The sequence below is a fragment of the Rhodanobacter sp. Root480 genome (assembly GCF_001426645.1).
Taxonomy (GTDB): domain Bacteria; phylum Pseudomonadota; class Gammaproteobacteria; order Xanthomonadales; family Rhodanobacteraceae; genus Rhodanobacter; species Rhodanobacter ginsenosidimutans.
The window spans coordinates 309,523-333,770 of the sequence record NZ_LMEX01000001.1; the positions used below are offsets into that span (position 1 = coordinate 309,523).

Annotated in this window: 22 protein-coding genes and 2 tRNA genes; 3 read left to right on the forward strand and 21 right to left on the reverse strand. The window is 65.6% G+C overall.

Translation table 11 applies throughout. The features are described from left to right. Positions 1 to 22 precede the first annotated feature (22 nt). The 9 genes from ASD22_RS01490 to ASD22_RS01530 form a co-directional block, all read right to left on the reverse strand. Positions 23 to 1,324: a glycosyltransferase gene (locus ASD22_RS01490; RefSeq protein WP_056077996.1), complete on the reverse strand. Its 1,302-nt coding sequence runs from the start codon at positions 1,322 to 1,324 to the stop codon at positions 23 to 25. After that, complete coding sequence (locus ASD22_RS01495) at positions 1,321 to 2,424, reverse strand: hypothetical protein (RefSeq protein ID WP_056077999.1); 1,104 nt, start codon at positions 2,422 to 2,424, stop codon at positions 1,321 to 1,323. Before ASD22_RS01495 ends, ASD22_RS01490 begins: the two co-directional genes overlap by 4 nt. After that, positions 2,421 to 3,542, reverse strand: coding sequence for a DegT/DnrJ/EryC1/StrS family aminotransferase (locus ASD22_RS01500; RefSeq protein WP_056078001.1), 1,122 nt, complete (start codon positions 3,540 to 3,542; stop codon positions 2,421 to 2,423). Before ASD22_RS01500 ends, ASD22_RS01495 begins: the two co-directional genes overlap by 4 nt. Further along, positions 3,539 to 4,126 (reverse strand): UDP-2-acetamido-3-amino-2,3-dideoxy-D-glucuronate N-acetyltransferase, encoded by a 588-nt coding sequence (wbpD, locus tag ASD22_RS01505; RefSeq protein ID WP_056078004.1) that lies wholly within the window; start codon positions 4,124 to 4,126, stop codon positions 3,539 to 3,541. Before wbpD ends, ASD22_RS01500 begins: the two co-directional genes overlap by 4 nt. A 12-nt stretch (positions 4,127 to 4,138) precedes the next feature. Beyond that, positions 4,139 to 5,098: a Gfo/Idh/MocA family oxidoreductase gene (locus tag ASD22_RS01510; RefSeq protein ID WP_056078006.1), complete on the reverse strand. Its 960-nt coding sequence runs from the start codon at positions 5,096 to 5,098 to the stop codon at positions 4,139 to 4,141. Between the two features lie 62 nt (positions 5,099 to 5,160). Next, positions 5,161 to 7,362 carry a polysaccharide biosynthesis tyrosine autokinase gene (locus ASD22_RS01515; RefSeq protein WP_056078011.1) on the reverse strand — a complete coding sequence of 734 codons (2,202 nt, stop codon included), beginning with the start codon at positions 7,360 to 7,362 and terminating at the stop codon, positions 5,161 to 5,163. 31 nt (positions 7,363 to 7,393) lie between these two features. Continuing rightward, complete coding sequence (locus ASD22_RS01520; protein WP_056078014.1) at positions 7,394 to 7,828, reverse strand: low molecular weight protein-tyrosine-phosphatase; 435 nt, start codon at positions 7,826 to 7,828, stop codon at positions 7,394 to 7,396. 607 nt (positions 7,829 to 8,435) lie between these two features. Then, a tRNA-Ala gene (locus ASD22_RS01525) sits at positions 8,436 to 8,511 on the reverse strand. A gap of 51 nt (positions 8,512 to 8,562) precedes the next feature. Continuing rightward, the gene (locus ASD22_RS01530; protein ID WP_056078017.1) at positions 8,563 to 9,678 is read right to left on the reverse strand and encodes an HRDC domain-containing protein; all 1,116 of its coding nucleotides are present in this window, start codon (positions 9,676 to 9,678) and stop codon (positions 8,563 to 8,565) included. Between the two features lie 115 nt (positions 9,679 to 9,793). On the opposite strand from ASD22_RS01530, the gene ASD22_RS01535 reads away from it, so the two are divergent. Next, entirely contained in the window at positions 9,794 to 11,731 is a 1,938-nt protein-coding gene (locus tag ASD22_RS01535) for an SUMF1/EgtB/PvdO family nonheme iron enzyme (protein WP_056078020.1), read from the forward strand. A gap of 213 nt (positions 11,732 to 11,944) precedes the next feature. Beyond that, positions 11,945 to 12,373, forward strand: a complete 429-nt coding sequence (locus tag ASD22_RS01540; RefSeq protein ID WP_056078023.1) for a response regulator — start codon at positions 11,945 to 11,947, stop codon at positions 12,371 to 12,373. 92 nt (positions 12,374 to 12,465) lie between these two features. Here ASD22_RS01540 and ASD22_RS01545 read toward each other — a convergent pair. From ASD22_RS01545 to ccmA, 11 genes are all read right to left on the reverse strand, one after another. Next, positions 12,466 to 12,551 (reverse strand) — tRNA-Leu (locus tag ASD22_RS01545). Between the two features lie 56 nt (positions 12,552 to 12,607). Continuing rightward, entirely contained in the window at positions 12,608 to 13,750 is a 1,143-nt protein-coding gene (locus ASD22_RS01550) for a homoserine O-acetyltransferase (protein ID WP_056078026.1), read from the reverse strand. Continuing rightward, positions 13,747 to 14,796, reverse strand: coding sequence for a hypothetical protein (locus tag ASD22_RS01555; RefSeq protein ID WP_056080765.1), 1,050 nt, complete (start codon positions 14,794 to 14,796; stop codon positions 13,747 to 13,749). Before ASD22_RS01555 ends, ASD22_RS01550 begins: the two co-directional genes overlap by 4 nt. After that, the gene (locus tag ASD22_RS01560) at positions 14,793 to 15,287 is read right to left on the reverse strand and encodes a cytochrome c-type biogenesis protein (protein WP_200946305.1); all 495 of its coding nucleotides are present in this window, start codon (positions 15,285 to 15,287) and stop codon (positions 14,793 to 14,795) included. The genes ASD22_RS01555 and ASD22_RS01560 overlap by 4 nt, the downstream gene beginning before the upstream one ends. 47 nt (positions 15,288 to 15,334) lie before the next feature. Further along, positions 15,335 to 15,877, reverse strand: a complete 543-nt coding sequence (locus tag ASD22_RS01565) for a DsbE family thiol:disulfide interchange protein (protein ID WP_056078032.1) — start codon at positions 15,875 to 15,877, stop codon at positions 15,335 to 15,337. Beyond that, positions 15,874 to 17,850 carry a heme lyase CcmF/NrfE family subunit gene (locus ASD22_RS01570; protein ID WP_056078034.1) on the reverse strand — a complete coding sequence of 659 codons (1,977 nt, stop codon included), beginning with the start codon at positions 17,848 to 17,850 and terminating at the stop codon, positions 15,874 to 15,876. The genes ASD22_RS01565 and ASD22_RS01570 overlap by 4 nt, the downstream gene beginning before the upstream one ends. A gap of 125 nt (positions 17,851 to 17,975) precedes the next feature. Continuing rightward, on the reverse strand, positions 17,976 to 18,437 hold the full coding sequence (ccmE, locus tag ASD22_RS01575) for a cytochrome c maturation protein CcmE (protein ID WP_056078037.1): 462 nt from the start codon (positions 18,435 to 18,437) through the stop codon (positions 17,976 to 17,978). Positions 18,438 to 18,442: 5 nt separating this feature from the next. Beyond that, on the reverse strand, positions 18,443 to 18,661 hold the full coding sequence (gene ccmD / locus ASD22_RS01580) for a heme exporter protein CcmD (RefSeq protein ID WP_200946331.1): 219 nt from the start codon (positions 18,659 to 18,661) through the stop codon (positions 18,443 to 18,445). Positions 18,662 to 18,666: 5 nt separating this feature from the next. Then, positions 18,667 to 19,425 (reverse strand): heme ABC transporter permease, encoded by a 759-nt coding sequence (locus ASD22_RS01585; protein WP_056078042.1) that lies wholly within the window; start codon positions 19,423 to 19,425, stop codon positions 18,667 to 18,669. A gap of 5 nt (positions 19,426 to 19,430) precedes the next feature. Then, positions 19,431 to 20,117 carry a heme exporter protein CcmB gene (gene ccmB, locus ASD22_RS01590; protein WP_056078045.1) on the reverse strand — a complete coding sequence of 229 codons (687 nt, stop codon included), beginning with the start codon at positions 20,115 to 20,117 and terminating at the stop codon, positions 19,431 to 19,433. A 198-nt stretch (positions 20,118 to 20,315) separates the two neighbouring features. Beyond that, a complete protein-coding gene (ccmA, locus tag ASD22_RS01595) occupies positions 20,316 to 20,951 on the reverse strand; it encodes a cytochrome c biogenesis heme-transporting ATPase CcmA (RefSeq protein WP_056078048.1) in 636 nt (211 codons plus the stop codon). A 221-nt stretch (positions 20,952 to 21,172) separates the two neighbouring features. On the opposite strand from ccmA, the gene ASD22_RS01600 reads away from it, so the two are divergent. Then, the gene (locus tag ASD22_RS01600; protein WP_082520151.1) at positions 21,173 to 21,991 is read left to right on the forward strand and encodes an RNA polymerase sigma factor; all 819 of its coding nucleotides are present in this window, start codon (positions 21,173 to 21,175) and stop codon (positions 21,989 to 21,991) included. 139 nt (positions 21,992 to 22,130) lie between these two features. On the opposite strand, the gene ASD22_RS01605 is transcribed toward ASD22_RS01600, so the two are convergent. After that, entirely contained in the window at positions 22,131 to 23,726 is a 1,596-nt protein-coding gene (locus tag ASD22_RS01605) for an Ig-like domain-containing protein (RefSeq protein WP_056078050.1), read from the reverse strand. Positions 23,727 to 24,248: the final 522 nt, after the last annotated feature.

Sequence of the window (24,248 nt, forward strand, 5' to 3'; positions counted from 1 at the left end):
GATCCGATGGGGCGCGTCGCAATTACCTGCCCGCCGCATGCTGGATGGCCGGTGCCGCGCGCTTCCGGCAGCGCGCGGGGCTGTCGTCGGCGGCGCCGAGGGCGACGATGCCGGCGACGAAATCGCGGTAATTCCTGGCGGCGTCGAAGCCCGCCTCGATCACCTGCCGCGCGTTGGCGCGCAAATGCGCGTGCCCATCGGCGAAGGCGACCCGCGCCATCGCGTCGGCGATTTCCTCCGTGTCCGGTTGCGGGCCAAGCAACACGCCGCAGTGCCCGGACACCAGGCTGGAGATGCCGCCCACGTCAGGCGCAACCACCGGCACGCCCGCACTCATCGCCTCCATGATGGACACCGGAACGCCCTCGGACTCGCTGGTGTTGACCAGCATGTCCACCGCTGTATCGCGATAAAGCGCCGCGACGGCGGGGTGGGGCAATTCGCCGGTGAACGTGAAATCGAGGTTGTCCAGGCCGCCCAGCTCCCGTGCTGCCAGCGCCCGGGTTTCTTCCAGCAGCGGGCCGCCGCCGACGTGCGTCCACGTCACGCGGATATCGCAGTGTTGGCCGGCGAGCAGGCGCAGCGCGCCGATCATCCGGTCCAGCCGCTTCACGCGCATGCAGGACGCCACCGACACCACGTGCAGGCAACCGGCTGCGCTCGGACGGTTGAGTGCGTTGGCCAGCGGTACACCCAGCGGACTGATGCGGATGTTTTCCGCTGGCGCGCCGTAGGTTCGTTGCAGGTACGTTTTCGCTTCGCGGGACAGCGCGAAGACCGCGTCGAAGGCGGCGATGAATTGTCGCTTGAGCGGCATGTAGCCGGAATCGCGGCGTGCTTCGTACAGGTCGTAACCGTGCGCGCGGGAGACCACCTTGCGCACGGCGCCGGCTTCCCTGGCGAGCACGGCGGCGCAGGCCTGGGTGTCGTTCCAATAGCAGTAGGCCACGTCGATGCGGCCGTGGGCTTTGGCGTACCGTTGCAGTTGTGCGGCTTGTTCGAGCGCCTTGGACGTGTGCAGCAGGGCGCGGCCGATGGTGCGCGGCTGGAGCTTGCGCGACCGCCGCAGATAACCCAGCTCGCGCCAGAAGATGGCCGAACGCAGCGCCGCCAGCACATGCCACAGACGCCCGATCCCGACGGTGCCTGCCATGCCTGTATCGACCGCAATGCGTGCCGGCACGGGCCGCGGGGTGCCCGTTGCCAGTGCAGGCAACAGGGTCACGCTGATGTCGTCGCGTGCGGCCCAGTAGCCGATCTCGTCCTCGATGAACTGCTCGCCGGGGAGGTAGGGATAGGCGTTGGTCAGGATGGCGATTCTCACGACGTCGCGGCCATGCCCGAGGTGATGATGTCGGTCACGCGCTGCTGGTAGGTGGCGTGGTCCACCTTCAGCGGAATGCTGATCTTGAAACAGCCAACCGCGGCGAGGCTGCCCGAGAGCACCCGGCGCCAGTTCGCGGTGACCTCTTCCATCGTCAGCATGGCGGTGCGCGCGGTGGCCAGCGCGTTGTATTTCTCCCAGTACAGGTGGTCGTGGAAGACGCTGTATTCGGCGCTGACCACGGCGATCGTCATGTCCACGACGTTGGCCTGGCTCAGCTGCGACAGGCGGATGTCCGGCACGTCCTCGCGCACCACGTAATACAGACGCGACAGCGGGGCCGACGTGGAATCCACGCGCTGGTACAGGCGGTCGGGTGACATCTTGCGTCGCACGCTGGCGGGGTTCAGGCGGTTCTTGATGGCGAAGTGGGCGCGGTCGATCCAGCCGCGTCCGGCCAGCAGCTCGTGCTTCATCTGGTTGCCGGCGCAGTTGTAGCCGTAGATCTTCGGCCAGGCCATGTTGCCGTGGACGCGGCCGGTGTCGGACATGACCACGATGTCGTCGCTGATGAAGCTGGCGCCGGGATGATTGCGCAGCGCCAGCATCGCCGACGATTTGCCGGCACCGCCGGTGCCGGCAAGCAGGCAGGCGCTGTCGCCGATCGTCACTGCCGAGGCGTGGATCGGCACCATGTCGCCAAAGAAATACACCGACGGCACAAGTACCAGCTCGTGCAGGATCTGCTCGAACGCCTCGGTTTCGCGCGCGTATTCCATCGACAGCAGTTTGTGGACCACGCGCCGCATCCCGCGGCGACGCCGGATGGCAACCTCGACATTGAGGCAGCCGTCGGCGGAGCGTTCCCAGCAGACGTCGACACCGGGAAACACGGTGCGCATGCCGTGCTCGAAGGCTTCATGTACGCGCGGGTTGATCGCCGTGGGACGGCGCGCCGTCACGGCGTCGACGATGCGGATGTTCACCTCGGGCGCGCGGCCGGGCGCGTCCGCATACAGGCTCAGGCTTTCCGCCAGCGGCGCCTCCAGGCTCGTGTCGCAGGAAAAGGCATAACACTTTCCGAAAATGATTTTCTTCATGCAGGACAAACCCGGCGCGACGGCAGATGAGAGAGGACCGACGCCAGCGCCGCCACGATGGACTGCTGCTGATCGGCGCCCAGGTAGGGCGACATCGGCAGGCTGATGACCTGCTCCGCGAGGGTGTCGCCCACCGGCAACTGCCGTTTGCGATCGGCCACGGCCGGCTGCCGGTTGAGCGGCAGCGGGTAGTGCACGGCGGTGGGGATGCCGGCCTGCTTCAGCCGCGCCTGCACCTCGTCGCGCTCGGGTACCCGCACGGTGTACTGCGCCCAGGCGCTGCGGTTGTGCGTTTCGACGAAGGGCGCGATCACCAGCTCGGCGTCGGCGAACAGCCGGGCATAGGTCTGCGCCACCTGCTGGCGCAACGCGATCTCGTCGTCGAGGATGTCCAGCTTGGGCAGCAGGATCGCCGCCTGCAGCGTATCCAGGCGGCTGTTCACCCCCACGCGTACGTGGTGGTAGCGCCGATCCTGGCCGTGCCGTGCGATCTGCCGCACGAGGCGGGCCAGCTCCGCATCGTCGGTCAGCACGGCGCCGCCGTCGCCGTAGCAGCCCAGCGGTTTGGTCGGGAAGAAACTGGTGCAGGCGAGGGTGCCGAGGCTGCCACTGCGGCGGTTCTTGTAGCTGGCGCCGAAACTCTGCGCGGCATCCTCGATGACCGCGATGCCGTGTTTCGCGGCGATCGCGTTGATGGCGTCGAAATCGGCGCACTGGCCGTACAGCGAGACCGGAATGATGGCCCGCGTGCGTGGCGTGATGGCCGCTTCCAGCAGCCCGGGGTCAAGGTTGAAGGTGCGCGGGTCGACGTCCACGTACACCGGTTTGGCGCCGAGCAGCGCCACGGTTTCGGCGGTGGCGATATAGGTGAAGCCCGGCGTGATCACCTCGTCGCCGCGACCGATGCCCAGCGCCATCTGCGCGATCTGCAACGCATCGGTGCCGTTGGCCACGGCGATGCAATGCGCCACGCCGGCGTAGGCGGCCAGCTTTTCCTCCAGCTCGCCCACTTCCGGGCCGAGAATGTACTGGCCGTGCGCCAGCACGCGGGCAATGCCCGCGTCGAGGCGATCCCTGATGCGCGCCTGCTGCGTCCTGAGGTCGATGAAGTCGATCATGCTGCCGCCTCCTGCCGCTGCAAGGTGCGCCCATCAAGCACGTAACGCGTGCCGGTGTGCGCGCAGACATCCTCGGCGTGGCCTTCCAGTGGAAGGTTCAGTTGCTCGCCGAATTCACTCATCCAGCCAACCTGCCGCGCCGGCACGCCGACCATCAAGGCGTAGGCGGGCACGTCCCGGTTGATCACGGCGCCGGCGCCGACGAAGGCGAACTCGCCGATCGTCACGCCGCAGACGATGGTGCAGTTCGCACCCAGGGTGGCGCCCTGGTTGACCACGGTGTCGCGGAATTCGTTCTTGCGCTCGATCAGCGAGCGTGGGTTGTACACGTTGGTGAACACCATGCTGGGGCCGCAGAAGACGCCTTCCTTCAGCGTCACGTTGTCGTACACCGACACGTTGTTCTGGATCTTGCAGCGGTCGCCGATGACGACCTTGTTGCCCACGAACACGTTTTGCCCCAGCGAAACACCGCTGCCGATGCGCGCGCCGCCGCAGACATGGGTGAAGTGCCACACGCGGGAGCCGGCGCCGATCTGGGCGCCCTCGTCGACGATCGCGGAGGGGTGCAGGTAATAGTCCATGCGGCTCTCTCTTCAGGCTTGCCGTACGAGGAAGGGGTGCGCTTCGCCAGCGCGGGGGGCGGGCTTGCCGTTGCGGATGGCCGACACCGTTTCGATGGCGACGCGGTTTTCATCCAGGCCGAAACCGCGTCCGGCGAGGATCTCCTCGTAGCTGCGGTTGTGCAGGTCGGTGAAGCCGCCGGAGAACTCGATCTCCTGGCCATCCACGGTGATCGAGCGGTAGGTGCGCTGGCCCGCTTCGCGCAGTGCGGCCGGCACGTCCTCGATGTCCACCGACAGGAACCAGCGCACGCGGGCGTTCTGGTATTCGAGATAACCGGCAGCCTTCGTCTCGCTGTCCAGGTGCACCACGTTCATCTGCAGCGCGCCGAAGATGTGGTGCAGCATGTCGAAGAAGTGCACGCCGATATTGGTGGCGATGCCGCCGGATTTTTTCGGGTCGCCCTTCCAGCTTTGCAGGTACCAGTGGCCGCGCGAGGTGACGTAGGCCAGATCCACCTCGTGCTTGTGGTCGTGCGGGCCTTGTTGCACCTGCTCGCGCAGGGCAACGATGGCCGGGTGCAGGCGAAGTTGCAGGATGGTGTTGACCCGCTTGCCGGTGTCGCGCTCGATGTCCTGCAGGCCGTCGATGTTCCAGGGGTTGAGCACCAGCGGTTTTTCGCAGATGGCATGGGCGCCGGAACGCAGCGCGAAACGCATGTGCGAGTCGTGCAGGTAGTTGGGCGAGCAGATGGCGACGTAGTCGATCTGGCCGCCGTTGCCGGCACGTCGGCGCAGGTCCACGTGGCGGTCGAAGCGTTCGAATTCGGTGAAGAAATCGGCGTTGGGAAAGTGGCTGTCGATGACACCGACCGAGTCGTTGGGGTCGAATGCAGCCAGCAACTGGTTGCCCGTGGTCTTGATGGCCTGCATGTGGCGGGGGGCGATGTAGCCGGCGGCGCCAATGAGGGCGAAGTTCTTGGAGCTAGGCATGGATGGTCCTGCGTGTTGCGTGATCCCTGTTTTTGTTCTTGCGCGCGTTGCTGCGGCAGGCGTCATCTCGACGGCAGGCCGACGCCGTAATAGGCGTAGGAGTAGTAACCCCGGCTGCGCTTCTCCACGGCGTTGAAGATGGCGCCCTTGAGCGGCACGTTGTTCTGCTCGAAACGCTGCCTTGCCAGCGCGATCTCGCGCGCCTGGTTGATGCCGAAGCGCACCACCAGCAAGGCGGTGCCGGCGTGATGGCCGATGATGGCGGCGTCGGTCACCGCCAGGATCGGCGGGGTGTCGATGATGATCAGGTCGTACAGCGGTTTCAGGTGTTCGAGCAGCGCGGAGAAGCGGGCGTTCATCAGCAGCTCGGAGGGGTTCGGCGGCAGCTTGCCGCGGGCGATGAAATGCAGGTTCTCCATCAGCCCGACCTGACGCGTCGCCGCCGCCAGCTCCGCCTGGCCGGTGATCAGTTCGGAAAGGCCGACCTCGGCCCTGCCGCCGACCAGCTTGTGCAGCGAACCCCGGCGCATGTCGCCGTCGATCAGCAGCACCCGCTGGTTGCTCTGGGCCACGACGGTGGCAAGGTTGGCCGCGACAAAGGTCTTGCCGACGTCCGGGCTGGAGCCGGAGATCATGAGCACGTTGTTCTTCGCTTCCAGCCGCGCGAAATGCAGGCTGGTGCGCAGGCTGCGCAGGGCTTCGGTGGCCAGGTCCGCGGGCGCGTCCATGACCAGCAGGCGCTGCTTGCCCCGCCCATGCAGGCGCATGTTCTGCTGCAGCGTCTGCTCGCGCGGGCTGATCGGAATGGTGGCGTACACGGGCAGGCCGATCTTCTCGATGACGGCCGGGTCCTCGATGCCGCGATTGAGCATCTGCCGGATGAACACGAAGACGAGGGCCACGAAGGCGCCGAGCAGCGTGCCGCCCAGCACGATGATGGTTTTCCGCGGCCATACCGGTCGCGTGATGTCCACCGCCGAGCTGTCGATGATGCGCACATTGCCCACCGTGCCGGCACGCGCGATATCCAGCTGCTGGGCCTGGTTGAGCAACCCGGTATAGGTGTCGTTGCTGACCTGCACGTCACGCTTCAGCTTCAGCAGCTGTTGCTGGGTATCGGGCAGGTCGCCCACCCGCTTGTCGATGCCGCCCTTTTGCGCCTCAAGCTGGCCGATCTGCTGGACCAGCGCCTTGTATGCCGGATGCTCGGGCGTGTACTGGCGCTGCATGTCCGCCAGCTGCAGGCGCAATTTCTGGATGTTGGACTGTATGTCCACTTCCTGATCCAGCAGCCCCTGGGTCTGCATGCTGATGTCGACCGAGTGCGCCTTGATCTGATACGCGTTGAGCGCGGCGGTGGCCCGTTCCAGGTCGCGGCGTACGTTGGGCAACTGCTCCCGCACGAACTTCAGGCTGTTCGCCGCTTCGGCGGAGTTGCGGTTCACGTCCTGCTGCACGTAGAGCTCGCCGACCTCCTTGAGCACGTTGGCGGCCAGCTGCGGGTCCGGGTTGTCGTAGGTCATCTTGAGGATGCCCGACTCCTTGCCCTCCTCATTGACGTTGATGGCGCTCTGCAGCCCGTTGATCACGGTCAACCGGCGATGGCGGAACACGCGGAACTGCGTACCCGGGTTCGCCACCAGGGTTCGGACCTGCATGGTGACGCCGTGGCCGCTGGAGGTCTGGCCGAGCTTGCCGGAGACCAGGACATTCTCGTCGGCATCCACCAGCTCGTAGGCACCGTTCCTGCCGGCGATCAGGGTGAGCGGCTGATCCAGCAGGCTGTCCGGAACGTCCAGCTGGAAAATCTCCAGCTTCGAGCCGCCCCAGTCGTATTCGACCTTGTTGAACAGGGGCGGGGACACCAGGCCGGGGTTGCTGGCCGCATATTTGCGCGCGAAGTACTTGCCGATGATGGGCATGCGCCGCGGGTGCGCCTCAATGGCCAGCTTGAGCTCGTCCACCGCGGCGCCAAGCACCATGCGCGAGGTGATCAGCGCGGTTTCCGTCGTGGCTTCGGGGCTGGACGCCCCCAGGGTCTGGGTCAGCGCGCTCAGCCCCGGCAGGCTGGGCACTTTCTGCTCCACCTGCACCACCGAGGTGGCCTGGTAGATCGGCGTCGTCAACATCGCGTAGGCGATGCTGAGCAGTACGAATACGCCGGTGATGATGCCAATCAACCATTTGTGGTCGCTGAGGGTGCCGAGCAATTCGCTCAGGTCAATCTCGTCATCGCGCTGCACAGGGTCTTGAATGGCGGCCATAGGGGCAATCAACTCGTGGCATGGGTGGGAATTACAAATAGGGCTCCCAACTGCTGACACCCTGCGTGATTATCTGGTGAACATGTTCGAATGCGGCTCGGTGTTGTCGATATGGGTCGGGGATGTCACTCCCGTTCAACCATTTGTCGAGGAGATAGACCTTTCCATTGATCTCCGGCGAAAATTGAATCATTGCGCCCAAATGGCTCTTTTCCATACCCAGGATCAGGTCGGCCTCGCGCAGCATTGGCGGCGTCAATTGCTGCGCCCGATGCATGCTGCCGTCGATGCCGTCCTCGGCGAGCAACTGCAGGGCATTCGCGTCCATGGGCCTGCCCACGAGTGCGCCAATCCCGGCGCTGCTGAAGCTGACTTCGCGCGATTCCATGCGCTGGCGAAACAGGTATTCCGCCGTCGGGCTGCGGCAGATATTGCCCATGCAGACGATCAGTACACGTTTGAACACAATATCGAAGCACTCCCGCAGTCCGGGTCAGGGTCGATCAGGCGCTAGACGTGGCGGAGTCATGCTTCATTCCGTCCCTGTGAAGCATTGCAAGGAAATATATGGCTTGCCAAAGGCCTGCCATTGTCGATGCATGCAAGTTTGGTAATTAGGTGGGTTCGACGCCAACAAGATTGGTGGTGCCAGCTTGATTATCTTGTTGTCTCACGTTGAATAAGAAGTGGATGCATTGTTGCAAGGCCGTCTTGTCATCGCGTGGCTGAAATGTGGTCTTCGATGATTGCATGGTCGAACGGTCTTACAGTGAATGTAAGCCAAATGATCCATTCAATAGTCATGATTAGTGTGAATACAAATGTGAATTCACATGTCGATTACATCGGTTATGTCACGCCTGTACGGCTCGGCTTGGCGGGAACGTTGCGTTAGGACGTTCAGACGGCTGAACGCGCGTCGCGCAGCGGTGAATGCGCGGTGTCAGGCGGCGTGATCGCGTCAGCCTGCGGGCACGTGAACAGGGCTGATGGCGGGCGGCTCGAGGCCATCACACGCCCAAACAAAAACGCTCCACGCCACGAGGGCATGAAGCGTTGTTTGTTGACATGAGTGGTGGAGCGGATGGGGATCGAACCCACGACCTTCGCATTGCGAACGCGACGCTCTCCCAGCTGAGCTACCGCCCCACGTAAGCGGCGAATATTAGCAGCGCATTCCGGATTCGCCAAGCATCATGATCATGCGGGCAGCAAGGCCGGCAGCTGGTCGTGCAGCACCTCGCGCCGCCAACCTTCCAGGAATTCCGGCCATTCGGCGGTGACCACGTATTCTTCCAGCACCTTGCGCGGGCACAGCAGGCCCGATGGCAGGTCGAGGGCGGTGGCGCGGTCGTCGACCTCCTGCTTCATCGCCGCCAGCGCCTTTTTCGCGTTGCCCTGGGGGTGGGCGGGGATGCGGGCGGTGGCGGCGATCTCGTCGGCCTCGACCGGCTGGCTCATCAGCTCGAACAGTTCGCTGCGCTGGGCCGAGCGCAAGGCGCGTTGGCCGCGGCTGCGCTGTTCAAGATCGGACAGCGTGGTGGCCGGCTGCGCTGCCAGGCTCAGGGCCAGCGTGTCATCCATCAGCCAGGGACGCGGGCGATCGAGGTTGCGCGCACTGCGGTCGCGCCACAGCAGCAGCCGTCGGAGCAGCGCCTGTTTCTCCCGCGGCCATTCGGCGGCGGCGCGCAGGGCGCGTTGGGGTTGCGGGTCACCGTCGCGATGGCTGGCGCGACGCTTCAGTCGTTCGCAGTCCTCGGCGTGCCAGGCGCTGCGGTCGCGCTGTTGCAGGCGTTCGCTCAACTGTTCGTGGATGGTCTTCAGGTAGACCACGTCGAGCGCGGCATAGGCGCGTTGCGAATCGGTCAACGGGCGCTGCAGCCAGTCGGAGCGGGTTTCGCCCTTGTCCAGGTCCACGCCCGCCAGTTCGGCAACCAGCGCGCGGTAGCTGATACCCAGGCCCATGCCGACAAAGGCGGCGGCGATCTGGGTGTCGAACAATTGCCGCGGGCCGTCGGGCAGCAGGGGCGCCAGCGTTTCCAGATCCTCGCTGGCGCTGTGCATCACGGTGACGGCCGTGCCATCGCCCAGTCGCGGCTGAAGTGCATCGCCGATCTCGAATGCCAGCGGGTCCACCAGGGCATGCCGACCGTTCCATCCCAGTTGCAGCAGCGCCAGTTGCGGATGGAAGGTATTGCGACGCATGAATTCGGTATCGACGCCCACTGACGCCGCGACGGGCAATGTGTCCAGCCACGCTTGCAGTGCATCGCGGTTATCGATCCATTCGGCGTCAGCCGTGACGGGCAAGAGCATGCAAGATCCTTGATGTGCTGCGGGCAGGATGTGCGACGGGCAGATTGCCCTGCCAGCAGTTTGTGCCTAAGGTGAGCAGCGCACCATAACAGGCCGCCCCGAGGACGCCCAACCCATGCCAAGCAATACCGTCTTGCGCCGCCAGCGCGCCATGGGTGGCGCGCTGGGTGTACTGGTGCTGGCGTTCGCGCTGACTTATCACTTTTTTCCGCGGCTGTTTCACGTCACTCCCGAACAGACGACTCCGCGCGGCATGTCGCTGGGCGGCCCCAACGCGGGGCAGCAGCAACGCGAGCAGGTACCGGCGATCGCCGAGGTCAATGCCGGCCCGCCGATGACGCTGGCGCCGGCCAGTGTCATCGCCGCGCGCATGAAACATGGCAACGCGCACCTTCCCGAGCAGTTGAGCGAGGACCCGCCGGCGGTGCGCGCACTGTTGGCGCGGGCCACCAAGGCGTTGCGCGCCGGCGAGCTGGTGGGCGCCAAGGAAAGCGCCGCCGCGTTGTTCACCCAGGCGTTGAAGGAAAAGCCGGACAGTCGCCGCGCCGCGCAAGGCCTGTTCGATGTGCGTGCGCGGCTGGTGGCGCAGATCGGGCAGGATATTGCCGTGGGCGACGCCGAAGGCGCGGTGGAATTGCTCGATGCGCTGCGCACGCTGCCGCATGCCAGCGATGACGTGGCACAACTGGAAACCCAGCTGAAGACGCTGCTCACCATGCGCCCGATGCTGGCCAAGGCGGCCAGCCAGTTGCAGCAGGGCAAGGCCGATCAGCCGGCGGGTGACAGCGCGCTGGATACCTATCGCGAGGTGCAGAAGCTCGATCCGCAGAACGCGGTGGCGGAGCAGGGTATTTTCCAGGTGCAGCGCGTGGTGCTGGATCGTGCGCTGGCGGCGGTGGCGCAGAACAAGTTCGACGAAGCCGACAAGGAACTTGCGCGGGCGGCCGAGATCCACCCCGGCTCGCAGCAGTGGCAGGACGTGAGCAAGCGGGTCGACGACATTCGCGGTCAGCGCGCCAACGGGATACTGGCCCAGGGGCGCTCGGCGCTGGATGGCGGCAATCTTGCGCTGGCCGAAAAGCTGGCGCGGCAGGCGCGTGACGTCGATCCCCACCTGTCGTCGCTGGACGAGTTCGACGAACAGCTGGTCAACGCGCGCCTGTACGCAAGCTACCGCCCGGGCCAGGTGTTCAACGACCACTACATCGACTTGCCAGGCAAGACGCCGACGATGGTGGTCATCCCCACCGGCAGCTTCCAGATGGGTTCCCCGGCCAGCGAGCCCGGTCACAACGATGCGGAAACGCCGCAGCATGCCGTCACCATCGCGACGGGTTTTGCGATGGCCCGCAGTGCGATCACGGTGGCGCAGTTCCGCGAATTCGTGCGTGCGAGTGGCTATCGCCCCGACTCCGAGAAACTCGGCGGCGCCAGTGTCTACGACGAGCGCAGCGGCACCATGCGCGACGATGCCGAGGCGAGCTGGGAGGACGACTACGCCGGCCGCAAGGCGGCGGATGACCTGCCAGTGGTCAATGTTTCCTGGAACGACGCCAGCGCCTACGCGGCTTGGCTGGGCGAGCGCACGGGCAAGATCTATCGCCTGGCGAGCGAGGCCGAGTTCGAATACGCGCTGCGCGGCGGCACCACGACGCGTTACTGGTGGGGCGACGGCACGCCGCGCAAGACGGTGGAGAACCTCACCGGGTCGGGCGACCACTCGCCCAGCGGCCGGCGCTGGAGCCATGCGTTCCGCGGTTATCGCGACGGCTATTGGGGGCCGGCGCCGGTGATGAAATTCGCACCCAACCCGTTCGGCTTGTACGACATCAACGGCAACGTGTCGGAGTGGGTCGCCGATTGCTGGCACGACAACTACAACCGCGCACCGGTGAATGGCGGCGCCTGGATCAACCCCGGTTGCACGGCGCGTGTGGTGCGCGGCGGTTCGTGGGGCAGTTCGCCGGATCAGGAGCGCTCGGCGTATCGGCAAGGCGTGGACGCCACCGTGCGCAGCGGCAGGGTGGGGTTCCGGGTGGTGCGCGAGCTGTGACGTCGCCGCTACCCATGGCCTGCCGCATCTGCAAAAATGACAACCCCTGTCGTACATGCACGCTGGTGGAATCCACCCGCTTGCAGTTTTTTACGGAGGTGCCATGACTCCCGAGATGATCATTGCGTTGCGACCGCACCCCGTCCGCTGCGGACGTTTCGACGCGACGCTCTCGATATGTGGCTCGTCCACCGTTGCAACCGGGCACGACGCATGACGGCGTCTTCGCGAACCCTGCCACCGCAAACCACCTCGCCGCGGCGCATCCTGCTGGCGGAAGACGAGATGCTGGTGGCGATGCTGCTCGAAGACATCCTCATCGACCAGGGCCATGCGCTGATCGGTCCGCTGGCGCACCTGGACCAGGCGTTGCAGGCGGCGCAGCACGAAGCGTTCGACCTGGCCATCCTGGACGTCAACCTCAACGGTCAGGAGATCTACCCCGTGGCGGAGGTGCTGATGGAGCGCGGCATCCCGTTTGCGTTTTCCACCGGCTACGGCGTACAAGGCCTGGCGGAGCGCTGGCAGAAACATCCCACGTTGCAGAAGCCCTATCACCGCGACGAGCTGTACCGGATGGTCGACGAGCTGGCGCTGGCCGCCACGCTGAAGGGCGCTGCTTCGGAAGCCCCCAGGAGCTGAGTCCGCCCGCGAAACACCGGACACGAAAAAGCCCGCGCAAAGCGGGCTTTTTCGTTTCAGCGCATCCAGCGAAGAACGCTGGATGCCATCATTGGTACCGGTGATAGGACTCGAACCTACACGACATCGCTGCCAGCGGATTTTGAGTCCGCCGCGTCTACCATTCCGCCACACCGGCATGTGAGCGACGCATTATGCCGGGTTCGTTGGGCGCGGTCGAGCCCCGCCAGCGGGTCAATCCGCGCGCAATCGGTCGAGGAAGCCGCCGATGGCGCGGCTGTAGTTTTCGATGTCGACCAGGAACGCGTCGTGCCCCTGTGGGGAGTCCAGCGCCACGAAATCCACCGTGGCGCCAGCCGCTTCCAGGCCCTTGGCGATTTGCTCCTGCTGCTCCAGCGGAAACAGGATGTCGGTGCTGACGCCGATCACCATCGCCCGCTCGATGCGGATGCGTTGCAGCCCTTCGTGCACGCTGCCGTTGCCGTACTCGGCGATGTCGAACCAGTCGCTGGCGCGCGACAGGTAGAGGTAGCAGTTGGGATCGAAGTGGCGCACGAAGCGTCGAGCGTGCCCTTCAAGATAGGACTCGACCTGGAACTCGCGGCCGAACGGATCGTCGTCGCGCTGTTCCGGGTCGAGCCGGATGCGGGCGAAGCGGCCGTTCCATTCCATCGCCGAGCGGTAGGTGATCACGCCCAGCTTGCGGGCGATGCTCATGCCGATGTCGGGGTAGCGGTCGCCGTCCTGGGCGTGGATGTCGTAGCGGCCCTCATTCCAGCGCGGGTCCAGCCGGATCGCCTCGCGCTGCAACGAGCGGATGGCGATGGCGAACGGCTGCGCCTGCGGTGCGGTGTCCACGCTGATGTGCGCACGCGCGCTGCCGGGGTGCAGCAGCATGTAGGCCAGCGCGCTCATGCCGCCCATCGAGCAGCCGATCAGGCAGGCGAGCTGGTCGATCCCCAGGCTGCTGACGGTGGCGTGCGCGGCTTCGGCAACGTCTTCCAGTGCTAGGTCGGGGAAGTTCAGCCGGTACGGTTCGCCGCTGGCCGGGTCGATCGAGGCCGGGCTGGTCGAGCCCTTGTCGCTGCCCAGCGAGTTCACGCAGATGACGAACCAGTGCGTGGTGTCGATCGCCTTGCCCGGCCCGATCATGCCTTCCCACCAGCCGGGGGCGGGGTCGTTGGCGGACGAGGCGGCGTGGGCGCTGGGCGACAGGCCGGTGAGAATCAGCAACCCGTTGTCACGCGCCGCGTTCAGCTCGCCCCAGGTTTCGTAGGCAACGCTGGCGCCGTGCAGCTCGCCGCCACGCTTCATGCGAAACGGTGAGGGCAGGGCGAAGTAGCGGCGAGCGTCGCGCGCGGTGCCGGGGCCTTTCATGGATGCACCCTGTCGATGACGAGGGTGACCGGCGTGCGGCGGTTCACGTCGACGATGCCGGCGCTGCCTTCCAGATCACCTTGGCGGGCGATGGGCTGGCCGTCGTGGCTGATGCGCGCGCCCACTTCCACCTTGGACGCGGACGACAGCCGCGCGGCAGGCGTCATCGCCATGGCGTCGGTAAGGGTGACTTCGAGTGGCAGTTTGCCGGCGTCGCGCTTGACCGCGGCCAGCGGCATCGGCGGACCGCCCGCGGCGCGGGCGTAGACGAACACGACGTCGCCGGGTTTCAGCTTCTTTTCCAGCGCCGGCGCCAGTGACACCTGCACCCGCAGCGCGGGTTGCTCTGCGGTTGCCGCGGCGCCGACCGAAGACGCGCCGGCCGGCGATTTTCCTGCGCGGGATTGCGCTACCCCGATCTGCATGGCCACCGCTTCGGCCACCTTCGAGCCCGGTTCCAACTGCGGCTGCAGCACCCGCCAGGTGGCGGCGGCGTTGCTGTAGTCACCCTGCTGGAACTGGCCGATACCGAGCAGCCACAGGCCGCGCTGGCTGTCTGGCTGCAGCGATACGGCATGCTTCAGCAGCTCCAGCGCGCGGCCGGTGATCTGGTGGTCGCTGCGCGCCATCGAATCAGCTTCGGCCCAGCCGACCATGGCCTCGGCATTGTTGGGCGCGAGCTTGAGCACGTGGTCGTAGGCGTCGCGCGCGTCCGCGGGGCTGTGCAGCATGCTGTTGGTCTGCGCCAGCACCATCCAGCCCCGCACGTCATCGGGCTGCTCGGTCAGGTGCGTGCGCAATTGCACCAGCGCCTGCTCCATGCTGACCGGCGCCTGGGCCTGGATAGTATTGAGCGCCACCGGCGTTCCCACCATCAGATACAGGCTGGCGGTGCCCAGTGGCAGCATCAGCGCGATGACCAGGGCCAGCGCGAAAACCGCGCGTGGCCGGGTGGACGTGCGGCCGTATCGCATCAATGGCAGCAGCAATACCGCCAGCGCCACGGCGATCATCGCCGCGGCGGCGATGTAGAAAGCGATTTTCACCAATCATCCCCGTTGTCGATCGAGGGGCGTGGCCCCGACGATCCATTGGCCGGCATGCGGCCGCGTTTGCGTATGGCCACCAGCACCACGCCGGCGCCACCAAGCAGGATCAGCAGCGGACCAAACCACAACAGCCAAGTGCCGCGTGTCAGCGGCGGGTCGTACAGCACAAACTTGGAATACCGCGCCACCAGGTACTGCTTGATCTCGTCGTCGGTCTTGCCCTGCTGCATCATCTTGAAGATCTGGTTGCGCAGGTCCCGCGCGATCGGTGCGTTGGAGTCGGCCAGCGTTTCGTTCTGGCACATCGGGCAGCGCAGCTCATGGGTGAGGTGCTGGAAGCGCAACTCCTGCGCGTGGTTGGCGAACGGCATCGGCTCGATCGCCTGGGCGTGCAACGTGCCGGTAAACGCGAACAGGATGACCAGCAACAATCGCAGGAGAGATCCCTGTGGGAGCGGCTTCAGCCGCGATGCCTTTTGTCGGAGCATGCCAAGAACATCGCGGCTGAAACCGCTCCCGCAAGGTGAAAGACGCATCACGGGGTCTCCTTGCGCAGCGCCGCGATGGCCGGCTTCAATTCCTTCGCCACCACCTCCGGCGTAAGCGGCCCGATGTGCTTGTAGCGGATCACGCCGCGCGCATCGATCAGGAAACTCTCCGGTGCGCCGTAGACGCCGAAATCGATCGCGGTCTGGCCGGGTTCGTCGGCGATCACCACGGCGTACGGGCTGCCATGTTCCGCCAACCAGCGCTTGGCATCGGCCGGCGCATCCTTGTAGTTGTAGCCCACCAGTTGCACGCCCAGCGTCGGGCCCTCGGCCTGCAGCACCGGGTGCTCCACGCCGCATTCGATGCACCAGCTGGCGAACACGTTGAGCAGGTAAGGCTTGCCCAGCAGGTCGGCCTTGCTCACCGTCTGCGTCGGCTCGTACAGCTTGGGCAGGTTGAACGCGGGTGCGGGCTTGTCCAGCAGCGGCGTGGGGATGGCGTTCGGATCGTGCTGGGTGTTCCACCAGATGCCGAAGCCGAACAGCGCGGCCAGCAGCATGAAGCCGATGAAGGGCAGCAGCCGACTCATGCGCGGGTTTCCTGCAGGCGCGTTTCAATGGCTGGCTCCGCACGGGTGACAGTGCGCTTGAGGCGGAAGCGCTTGTCGGCGGCGCAGACAAAACCGCCCAGCATCATCAGCAGGCCGCCGGCCCAGATCCAGCGCACGAACGGCTTGTAGTACAGCCGCAGCGACCATGCACCGGCGATGTTGCCCGCGTCCATCGGCTCACCCAGCGCCACGTACAAGTCGCGGGTGATGCCGGCATCCACCGCCGATTCAGTCTGCACCTGGCCGCGCGGATAGGTGCGCTTCTGTGGGTGCATCACGGCGATGTCCTTGCCGTCGCGGGTGACCGTGACCACGCCCTGGTCGGCACGCCAGTTCGGCCCGGTGGTGCGGTGCGCGCCGTCGAAACGGAAATCGTAGCTGCCGATGTGCTGGGTCTGGCCCGGCGCCATGCGCACGTCGCTGGTGACGCTGAGCGATTCGGACAGCAACACGCCGACCACGAACACCGCCACGCCGAAATGCGCCAGCAGCATGCCGGCCATCTCGGCCGGATAGCGGCGGCCACGCGGTACTTCGCGCCAGCGCTTGTACGCGTACAACAGCACGCCCACGCCGATCCACACTGCCGCGGCCACGCCCACGATCGCCTTCATGTGACCGTCCACGAAGAACGCCGCCACGATGGCGCAGGCCAGCGCGGCGATGGTCACGCGCAGCAGCATGCTTTTCAGCATGCCGGCATCGCCCTTGCCCCAGCGCAGGAACGGGCCGAACGGCAACAGCAGCACCACCGGCAGCATCAACAGCGGGAACAGGAAACCGAAGTAGGGCGGGCCCACCGAGATGCGGCCCATGTGCAGCGCGTCGCCGATCAGCGGGAACAATGTGCCCAGCAGCACCATCGCGGCCGCCACCGCAAACATCAGGTTGCCGATCAGCATCGCCGTTTCGCGCGACAGCAGGTTGAACGGCTTGCCCGCGGCGACCTTGGGCGCGCGCAGCGCGTAGAGCAGCAGCGAGCCGCCGACGATGATGGTCAGGAAGGCCAGGATGAACACGCCGCGGCGCGGGTCGGAGGCGAAGGCGTGCACCGAGGTCAGCACGCCCGAGCGCACCAGGAACGTGCCCAGCAGGCTCAGCGAGAACGCGAAGATCGACAGCAGGATCGTCCACGCCCGCAGGCTGCCGCGCTTTTCGGTGATCGCCTGCGCGTGGATCAGCGCCAGCCCGACCAGCCAGGGCATGAAGCTGGCGTTTTCCACCGGGTCCCAGAACCACCAGCCGCCCCAACCCAGCTCGGCATAGGCCCACCAGCTGCCGGCGACGATGCCGCAGGTGAGAAACGCCCACGCCACATTGGTCCACGGCCGCGCCCAGCGCACCCATGCCTGTTCCAGTTCACCACCCAGCAAGGCCGCGATCGAGAACGCGAACGCCACCGAGAAGCCCACGTAACCCATGTACAGCATCGGCGGGTGGAAGGTCATGCCCGGGTCCTGCAGCACCGGGTTCAGGTCTGCGCCATCGCCGGGCATCGGCAACAGCCGTCCAAACGGATTCGAGGTGAAGATGATGAAGGCGAGGAAACCCACCGCGACCAGGCCCATCACGGCCAGCACGCGTGAAGCGAAAACCTCGGGCAATTTCTGGCTGAATGCCGCCAGCGCCACGGTCCACACATTGAGGATCATGATCCACAACAGCAGCGAACCCTCGTGCGCGCCCCACACCGCGGCAATGCGGTAATACCACGGCAGTTCCAGGTTCGAGTTGTCGGCCACGTACTGCACCGAGAAATCGAAGCGCAGGAACGCCCACACCAGGATGCCGAACGCGATCGCCACGAACACTGCCTGTCCCGCCGCCGCCGGCCGCGCCACCGCCATCAGTGCGCGATTGCCACGCCACGCGCCGATCAACGGCAAGACGCCCTGCGCCAGCGCCAGCAGCAAGGCGAGGATAAGCGCGAGTTGGCCGAGTTCGGGGGTCATGGGTTTGTGCCGGGAATGGGGAATGGGAAATAGGGAATGGTCAAGAACAAGGCGCTCCGCCGCTTCGGCGTACTTCGGTGCAGGAAGTGGCAACAAGAGTTGGCATACATGGCTTTTCCTATTCTCTATTCCCGATTCCCGGCTTTCTCGATTCCCGGCTTCTCGGCATGCGCCTTCGCCATCGCGTCCTTCAGCTCCTTGGGCATGTAGGTTTCGTCATGCTTGGCCAACACTTCGGTGGCGATGAAGCGGGCGTTGGACATGTGGCCGGTGGCGATAACCGACTGATTGTCGCGGAACAGGTCGGGCAGGATGCCGGTGTACTCCACCGGCATGGCGCCGCCGGCATCGACCACGGTGAACGTCACCTTCAGCGAATCGCTGCTGCGCTGGATCGAGCCGGCCTTGACCATGCCGCCCAGGCGGAACGTCGTGTAGCTCGCCGCCTGGCCCGACTGCACCTGGCTGGGCGTCAGCAGGTAGTTCATGTTGTTCTGCAGCGCGTACACGCCCAGGCCGGCGGCCACGGCGGCGGCCACGGCAACCAATACAACGATGGTGAGTCGGCGCTTGCGGGTGGGATTCATGAGGCTCACTGACCATCGATGGCGGCGGGTGGTGTAGGAGAGGAACCGTTGCCGGCGCGCGGCTGGCGGGCGCTTTGACGGGCGAACCGGGCGCGAAGTTCACGCAACAGACGCTGCCGGCGCAGGCGCGGCGCGATCGTGTCGGCGATCAGCACGATGAAGAACACCGCGTAGGCGGGCCACACATAGGCCGCATAGCCGCCCATCGCCAGAAAGCTTTGCACGGCGTTCATCGCGCGTCCTCGTCCTGGGCAATTTGCCGCACCCAGTCCTTGCCGCCTTCCAGTGCAAGCAGGTCGGTGCGTGCGCGCCGGAACAGGCTGGCGGCGTAGTAGAACTTGGTGGCCAGCGTCATCGTCAGCAACGGCCACAGCATGTCCCACGACATCTTGGACTGGCCGAACACGTTGACCGTGCTGCCCTGGTGCAAGGTGTTCCACCAGTTCACCGAGAAATGCACGATCGGCACGTTGATGATGCCGATGATGGCCAGGAAGGCCGCGGCGCGCGCGCCCTGGCGGCGATCCTCGAAGGCGCGATACAGGCCGATCACGCCGAGAAACAGGAACAGCAGCACCAGTTCGGAGGTGAGTCGCGCATCCCAGGTCCACCAGGTGCCCCACATCGGCTTGCCCCACAGCGAGCCGGTGACCAGGGTGATGAAGGTGAACGCCGCGCCGATCGGCGCCGACTCCATCGCCACCACTTCGGCCAGCTTGATCCGCCACACCAGCGCGATGAACGAGGCCACGCCCATCACCGCGTAGATGAACATGCTCATCCACGCGCTGGGCACATGGATGAAAATGATGCGGTAGGCGTCGCCTTGCTGGTAGTCGGCGGGCGCAAGCACCAGGCCGCCATAGAGCGCGATCGCGCCCAGCAGCAGGGCCAGCGTCATCGCCCACGGCTGCAGCGTTCCGGCGAAGCGATAGAAGGTTGGCGGCGAGCTGAGCCGGTGCAACCAGAGGGGGATCCAGTTAGCCATAGGGATCACGAATCCAGGGCAATACGAAGGGCCGCGGCGCAAGCCAGCGGCGCCAGCACCACAGCCAATACCAGTGCGGCGCCAAGCCAGCTGATCGGTGCCAGCCAGGGCAGACCCTGCTGGGCGGCAGCTACCGCGCCCGCGGCGAAAATCACGGCCGGCACGCACAAAGGCAGCAACATCAAGGCGAGCAGCATACCAGAGCGCCGGGTGCCGACCGTCAGCGCAACCAGCACCGCGCCCAGCAGGCTGAGCAGTGGCGTGGCCAGCAGCAAGGCCAGCAACAACACCGGGATGACCGGCGCGGGCAGGTGCAGCAGCGCCGCCATCAGCGGCGAAATCACGATCAGCGGCAGGGCGATGGTGAGCCAGTGGGCCAGGATCTTCATGCCCAGCATCAGCGCCAGCGGCTGCGGTGCCAGCACCAGTTGTTCCAGCGAGCCATCCTCGATGTCGCTGGCGAACATCGCATCCAGCGCCAGCAACATCGCCAGCAACACGGTAACCAGCACCACGCCGCCCGCGATCCGCTGCAGCAAGGTGTCCTCCGGCCCCAGCGCGAACGGAAACAGCATGGTGACGATCAGCGCGTACAGCACCGGCATCGCGATATCGCCGCGGCGACGCCAGGCCAGCGTGAGGTCGCGGCGCAGCATCGCGGCGCAGGCGGTGGTGAGGCTTGGCCGGCTCATGCTTCTGCTCCCTCCCCTGCTCGCAGGGGAGGGTTGGGGAGGGGTACAGCTTTTCCGCGAAGCGCGACCCCCTCCCAACCTGCACTCGGGCCATCCATGGCCCTCGCCCTTCGGGCGGCTGACGCCGTGCAAATCGGCAGTCCTACCGATTTGTCCCCTGCGAGCAGGGCGAGGAGCCTGCGCCCGATGTGCCGTGCATCAACCATGCATGCGGATCCGTCGCGGCTCACCGCCGTGGAAGCTCACCATGCCATGGCTGGTCACCATCGCCGCGCCGCCTGCACCGGTGTGCCGCTCCAGCATGTCGTTCACCAGCGCGATGCCGGCACGGTCGAGGTTGGCATAGGGTTCGTCCAGCAGCCACAGCGTCGCCGGCAGCATCGCCAGCCGGGCCAGCGCCGCGCGCTTCTTCTGCCCGGCCGACAGGCGGCGCACGGGTTCGTCCTCATAACCTCGCAGGCCGATCTCGGCGAGCAGGGAGGCGATGTCCGTGCCATCGCGGGTGCCATGCAGGCCGGTGGCGACGCGCAGGTTCTCGCGCGGGCTGAGGTCGGCCTTGAGGCCGAGCTGGTGGCCGAGGAACAGGATGTCGCCGGCGCAGAGGTCACGTTGCAACGCTTCACCGCGCCACAGCAACTCGCCGGCACCCAGGTGGAGCAGGCCGGCGAGCATGCGCAGCAAGGTGGTCTTGCCACTGCCGTTGTCGCCCTCGACCAGGGCCAATTCACCCGTGTGCAGCTGGAAATCCAGCGGCACGAACACCGGTTCGTCCTGGCGATGGAAACTCACGGCCCGCGCTTCAAGCAGGGGCGCAACGGTACGGGCGGCAGTCATCTCCGTGATTGTCCGCAATGGTGTGGCCGCTTGTCCATGCGGCGCAGTGCCGCTAGCGCGACGGTTGAACGACGAGCGGCGGTCGGGTGATCGGTCTCGTCCGGCACGGCGTGCCTGAGCCGGGGCCGCGGCAAACGAATCCGACCCGATGAAAGCGGGTATCCGCGATGACGGTGGAACGATGGCGGAACCGCCAGGGCCGCCATCGCATCCAACGGAACATGCAGCAAGCCGAGCCGCCGCCCGCGAATGTCATATCGACCCATACCCCAGCGCTGGACGACGCCGCGCTCGTTGCATTGGTGAGAAGTGGCGACCGTGAGGCGTTTCGGCACGTCGTGCAGCGCTATGGCCCGCAGTTGCATCGCATCGCGCGTGGCGTGCTCAATGATGATGCGGAAGCGGAAGACGTCGTGCAGGAGTCTTTCATGCGGGCGTATCACCGGTTTGATTCGTTCCGTGGTGATGCGCCCTTGCGTACGTGGTTGGTCAGTATCGTGCTCAACGAGGCACGCACCCATTTGCGCAAACGACATGCCATGGTCGGGATCGATCAGATCGATTCGTCGCCCGTGGACCCGCACTGGGTTGGCCCGTCCCGTTCCGCGCACGGCGATCCGGTGTCGCTCGCGGCCCAAGTCGAGATTCGCCGTTTGCTGAAGCGCGCGATCGATCATCTGCCTGACCCGTATCGCCAGGTTTTCAGGTTGCGTGCGATCGAGGAGTGCAGCGTGGAGGAAACCGCTGCCCGCCTGTCGATCAAGCCGCAAACCGTAAAGACGCGACTGTTCAGGGCGCGCCGGTTGCTGTGCAAATCGCTGGACGAGACGCTTGGCAACATGCTGTCGGAAACCTTTCCGTTCCTGGGTGTGCGTTGTGCTTGCTTGACGAGCACGCTGATGGCACGGCTCGTGGCAGAAGCCACTTCTGGCTCCGACGATCAGCCGCCTGCGGCACGACCGGATATGAAATCGCCGACGATGGCGAAAACACCGCTCGTTTTGCTCCCATGGAGCCTCCGTTGCCCGGGCAACGACTGATCCACTGTGCAAATGGCGGCTATCCGTGCCGGCCCTGATGACGGAGGTGCGAGCCGACGCTTGCGGGCCGCGAAACGGGGGCGACCCGTACAAGGTCGCCCCCATTTCATCTCCCCGCAGTCACGCGCCGCCAGTCGCCCTAGAGCGACTTCACGTATTGCGCGACATCATCGACTTCCGCGCCGGTCAGGCCAAGCGACTGCTTGGCGTTGTACTTGTTGACCACGTCTACCAGTGTGTCAGCCGAACCATTGTGGAAGTACGGCGGATGCTGCCACGCACCCTTCAACGGCGCCGTGCGATACATCCTGGTTGCCGTACGCGATGCATAGCTCGGCACACCGGTCGCCTCAGGCTCGCTGGCCACTTCGTCCGGGCTGTGCAGGCGCTCGTTGGCGTCGGTGAATTCCGGTCCGCTGTGGCAGGTGCTGCAGCCGGCCTTGCCTTCGAAAAGCGCCTTGCCACGCGTGGCGGCGGCCGTATCGAAACTGCCCGCCGGTGCGGGCGGTGCCGCGATGGACAGCTGATAAGCCTGCAATGCGGGCAGCTTGGCCGTTATCAGGTCGTCGGTTCCGTTGGTGATGTCGATACCCGTGCCCACGCGCGCGTCGGTGAAGTTGCCGTGGCCACCCATCTGGGTCACGCCGACATAGCGGTTCCAGTAGGCAAGGTCGTCGCCATCGCCGGTTGCGATGATCTTGTGGATGTTCTGCAGGCCATACGCCGGCGTGATCACCTGCGGGCCATTCAGCCCGTCGATGTTGAAGCGCGGGTCGTAGAAGCCCGGGCCCCACGATTTGTAGACCGCCCTTTGCTCGACGGTGAGTGCCGGCGACAGGGAGATGATGAAGCCCGGGTCCAGGTCGCGGTTCGGCCAGCCGTCAAGCCGCTTGCCGATGCCGTGGTCGAATGAATTGTCGACGGTGGAGTGGCACAGCGCACAGGTGATGCCGACCCGCGTCAGCGTCATCTTGCCGTCGGCGGCCGTCGCCACCGTGCCCTTGATTCCGACCACCGCATCGAGGCTGATCAGGGCGAGAGTGGTCTGCGGATCGGTCAGGCTGATGCTCTTGTCGATGATGCCGTCGACCACCGCTTGCGGCAGCGCCTCGGCGTCGACCTTCAGGCCGACGGCCAGCGCGGTGGCCGGGTCGACGGCAGTCTGGATGACCTCGTTCATCTGCAAGGTGTCAGTCCAGGTGGTCTCATCGCCGAACGTGTCGAAGCGGAAGATCCGCTTGCCCTCGTCGAGGAACGCCGTGTCTGCCACGGTGGAGAAGGTCCACACGAAATCCGTCGCCAATGCGGCACCGCCGGCCCCCTTGATGCCTGTCGTGATGGTTGCGGTACAGGTGACGTCCGCCTGCATCGGTTCAGCTACCTCCGACTGCGGCAGATTGGTGGGTGACTCGGTGATGCGCACGAAGGTCGCTTTTCGGGTGGCGTCGTCGTAGACGACCGAGCCAAACGGTTCCGCGTCGGCCGGGCAGTTCACGTTGAAGTTCGCGTTCTTGAGTGTCGCTGTATCGATCGACTGGTCGAAGGTGGCGCTGACCTCGGCGGTGTTCAGCACGTCGGTGGCGCCATTGGCGGGCATGGTGGAAACCACCTTCAGGGCAGGGACTTGCGGCGCGGTGGGCGTCGATGCCTGACCGTTGTGGCCGGAGCCGCCGCAACCGGCAAGGCCGACGCCAAGCGCGAGCGACAAGGCTCCCGGCAACCATTTCTTTCGCATGTATCTGCTCATTGCTTTCCCTCTCTGTTGGATGCGATCACTCAGGTCCTGTCAGGAAAATCACGTCCTGTGGTTTTCCTCCACCGCACGTCCGGTACATGCCCGGACGTGCTCACGCGAATCAGTTACTTGCGTGACCGACTCGCGATCGGTCGTCCCTGGCCGACATGAGAGGTTGAAAAAATCACAACCTCTCGGCGCGAAGCATTTCTTGCGGGCGAGACGCCCCGGCCAGCAGATACCTGCCGGCACCTGAAACACATTCGACGTGCAACGATCCGTGTGATCCACGTGGCGCGATATCCGGACGGACTTTCACGGCGTCGGATTCATTGCCCCTGTTCACCAGCAGACGCAGCGGCGGTGGGAAGGTTCCCGCCTGCGTTGCAGGGAACCTCAACGCGACGGCGTGCATCCCAAGCCTGTAACCCGAGACGGCGTCGATGTGCCGTTCGTCGAACCCACCCAGCCAGATCGGCACGGGAGCCGATCTGGCTTCTTGTCCGCATGCATGCTCGACAT